Below are 3,270 nucleotides of genomic sequence, written 5' to 3' on the forward strand. Positions count from 1 at the left end.
AGCCTGTTTATTACGATGGGGTTCATGAGTTACCAATAGATCAAGAATGCGTCAAAAACTTGCAGCATACGGAACAGGCCTGCTTTGCCAAAAGCCAATCCAAAGCTGTTTCGTTTGCAGTGGCGCCCAAAGGGGCCAACTTTTATCGCTCGAGGGGCTATTCTACAACGAGTGGAAATATAATGCTGCGTTTTTCCCGTCGTCTTTCAAGCTGCAGCGTTGTTACCTGCACTATCTCACCCCAGTCACTTAACCAAAAGTAAGCTCCTGGGACGAGATAGCCTGTCGCCTGAGCTGTGCCGTACAGGGATGTACAAATGCCGCGAGCGCATGGATGCGCTAGAGCGGCCAGCTCGAAATCCATAGGGAACTTCGCCCTATAATTCGCCCTATAAACTGCAGTTTGCAAAACGCTATTAGTGAATACCGCCGATACGGCTCAATCTGACGCCCGTTGGCCATTCACCTTCCTGCTTTTCAAAACTCATCCAGATCGCCGTGGCTTTACCCACCAGATTCTTCTCAGGTACGAATCCCCAATAACGGCTGTCTGCGCTATTATCGCGGTTATCGCCCATCATAAAGTAATGGCCGGCTGGCACTACCCACTCGGCCAACTGCTGACCTGCTTGCTGATAGTAAGCACCGATCTGATCCTGTGCGCCGGGCACGGTCAGAATACGGTGAGTCACGTTACCCAGCGTTTCCTTACGCTCACCCAGGCGAAGACCGCCCTGTGGCACGTTTTCGTTCAGTGGGATCTGGAAGAAACCGTTGCTGGCTTCGCCCATGCCGCTACGGGTAAACATCTGCACAAAATCGCTCGGTTGCATATCGCTGTAAGTGACCGCCAGTGCGGTATCGCACGCCTGGCCACTATTACAGGACTCTTGCACCGTCACACGCTTATTCACCGGATCATAGGTCACTCGGTCGCCCGGTACGCCAATCACGCGTTTGATATAATCCAGTTTGGTGTCACGCGGATATTTAAATACCGCAATATCGCCGCGCTTGGGATGACCGGTTTCAATTAGCGTGGTCTGGGTGATCGGATCCTTTATGCCATAGGCAAATTTTTCCACCAGAATGAAATCACCAATCAACAGCGTCGGCATCATTGAGCCTGAAGGGATCTGGAACGGTTCGTAAATAAACGAACGCACCACAAACACCAACAGCAATACCGGGAACACCGAAGCCCCGGTTTCAACCCAACCTGGCTGCCTGGCCACTTTCGCCAAGGCTGCTTCATCGACCGTACCGGCCGCCTGTGCATTGACCGCCGCGATTTTCGCCCGGCGTGCCGGCGCCCATTTAAAGCGCTCAAAGCACCAGATGATCCCGGTCACCAACGTGGCAATCGCCAGGATCAAGGCAAACATATTCGCCATGCAAACTCCCTAGTTACGCGAGCTTTCGCTCTTACTTACCGTCTTTACCCACGTGCAGAATGGCCAGGAACGCTTCCTGCGGCAACTCAACGTTACCCACCTGCTTCATACGTTTTTTACCGTCTTTCTGCTTCTGCAGCAGCTTCTTCTTACGGCTGACGTCGCCGCCATAGCACTTGGCCAATACGTTTTTACGCAGCTGTTTCACCGTAGAACGAGCGATGATATGCGTGCCGATTGCCGCCTGGATCGCAATATCGAATTGCTGGCGTGGGATCAGCTCTTTCATTTTCTCGACCAGTTCACGGCCACGATATTGCGCGTTATCACGGTGAGTGATCAGCGCCAGCGCATCTACGCGTTCGTTGTTAATCAACACGTCAACGCGCACCATGTCCGAGGTCTGGAAACGTTTGAAGTTATAGTCCAGCGACGCGTAACCGCGCGAGGTGGATTTCAACCGGTCAAAGAAATCTAGCACCACTTCGGCCATTGGGATTTCGTAGGTCAGCGCCACCTGGTTACCGTGGTAAACCATGTTGGTCTGTACGCCACGCTTCTCGATACACAGCGTGATCACGTTGCCCAAATATTCCTGCGGCATCAGCATGTGACACTCCGCAATCGGCTCACGCAATTCAGCGATGTTATTCAACGGCGGCAGCTTGGAAGGGCTGTCGACGTAGATGGTTTCATTGCCGGTGGTTTCAACTTCATACACTACCGTAGGTGCCGTAGTGATCAGTTCCAGATCGTATTCACGCTCCAGACGCTCCTGAATGATCTCCATGTGCAGCAGACCCAGGAAGCCACAGCGGAAGCCAAAGCCCAACGCGGTGGAGCTTTCTGGTTCATAGAACAGGGAGGCATCGTTCAGGCTCAACTTGCCCAGCGCATCGCGGAAGGCTTCGTAATCGTCGGAACTGATCGGGAACAGGCCGGCATACACCTGTGGCTTCACTTTTTTGAAGCCTGGCAGCATTTTGTCTGCCGGCTGGCGAGCCAGCGTCAAGGTATCGCCCACCGGTGCGCCGAGGATATCTTTAATGGCGCAAACCAACCAACCCACTTCGCCACAGTTCAGCACGTCGCGATCGACACGCTTCGGGGTGAAGATCCCCAGACGATCGGCGTTATAGGTTTGGCCGGTACTCATGACCTTAACTTTATCGCCCTTGCGCAGGGTACCGTTTTTCACCCGGATCAGGGAGACAACGCCAAGATAGTTATCAAACCAGGAATCGATGATCAACGCCTGCAGCGGAGCATCCGCATCACCTTCTGGCGGCGGGATATCACGCACCAGACGTTCCAACACTTCTGGCACGCCAACGCCGGTTTTTGCCGAGCAGCGCACTGCGTCAGTAGCATCAATGCCCACGATATCTTCGATTTCCTGTGCGGCGCGATCCGGATCGGCAGCAGGCAGGTCAATCTTGTTCAACACCGGTACCACTTCCAGATCCATGTCCAGTGCGGTATAGCAGTTGGCCAGAGTCTGGGCTTCTACGCCCTGCCCGGCATCCACCACCAGCAATGCGCCTTCACAGGCGGCCAGTGAGCGGGAAACCTCATAGGAGAAGTCAACGTGCCCAGGGGTGTCGATAAAGTTAAGGTGGTAAACCTGACCATCAGTGGCTTTATAGTCGAGCGTCACGCTCTGCGCTTTGATGGTAATACCACGCTCACGCTCCAGATCCATAGAATCCAGCACCTGTGCAGCCATTTCACGTTCGGTCAGGCCGCCGCAGATTTGGATAATACGGTCAGACAGCGTCGACTTACCGTGGTCAATATGGGCAATGATAGAAAAATTTCTTATGTGTTTCATTTAATTAGTTTTTCTGCCTTGGTATTTCTGAATTACTCGCCTATG

3 protein-coding genes are annotated in these 3,270 nt (G+C 53.2%); 1 reads left to right on the top strand and 2 read right to left on the bottom strand.

The window, feature by feature from the left end:
* A partial coding sequence (locus ACLQ7H_RS27395) for a hypothetical protein (RefSeq protein WP_411755388.1) occupies positions 1–263 on the top strand: 263 nt, incomplete at its 5' end.
* A gap of 153 nt (positions 264–416) precedes the next feature.
* Here the strand turns inward: ACLQ7H_RS27395 and lepB are convergent.
* Positions 417–1,394, bottom strand: coding sequence for a signal peptidase I (gene lepB, locus ACLQ7H_RS27400; RefSeq protein WP_411755389.1), 978 nt, complete (start codon positions 1,392–1,394; stop codon positions 417–419).
* Between the two features lie 31 nt (positions 1,395–1,425).
* Positions 1,426–3,225 (bottom strand): translation elongation factor 4, encoded by a 1,800-nt coding sequence (gene lepA / locus ACLQ7H_RS27405; protein WP_411755390.1) that lies wholly within the window; start codon positions 3,223–3,225, stop codon positions 1,426–1,428.
* Positions 3,226–3,270 lie beyond the last annotated feature (45 nt).

It is taken from the genome of Serratia sp. (in: enterobacteria) (assembly GCF_046715635.1).
Lineage (GTDB): Bacteria > Pseudomonadota > Gammaproteobacteria > Enterobacterales > Enterobacteriaceae > Chania.

Excerpts from the sequence above, each read along its gene's own strand:
- lepB (WP_411755389.1), bottom strand. The coding sequence starts at position 1,394 with ATGGCGAATATGTTTGCCTTGATCCTGGCGATTGCCACGTTGGTGACC.
- lepA (WP_411755390.1), bottom strand. The coding sequence starts at position 3,225 with ATGAAACACATAAGAAATTTTTCTATCATTGCCCATATTGACCACGGT.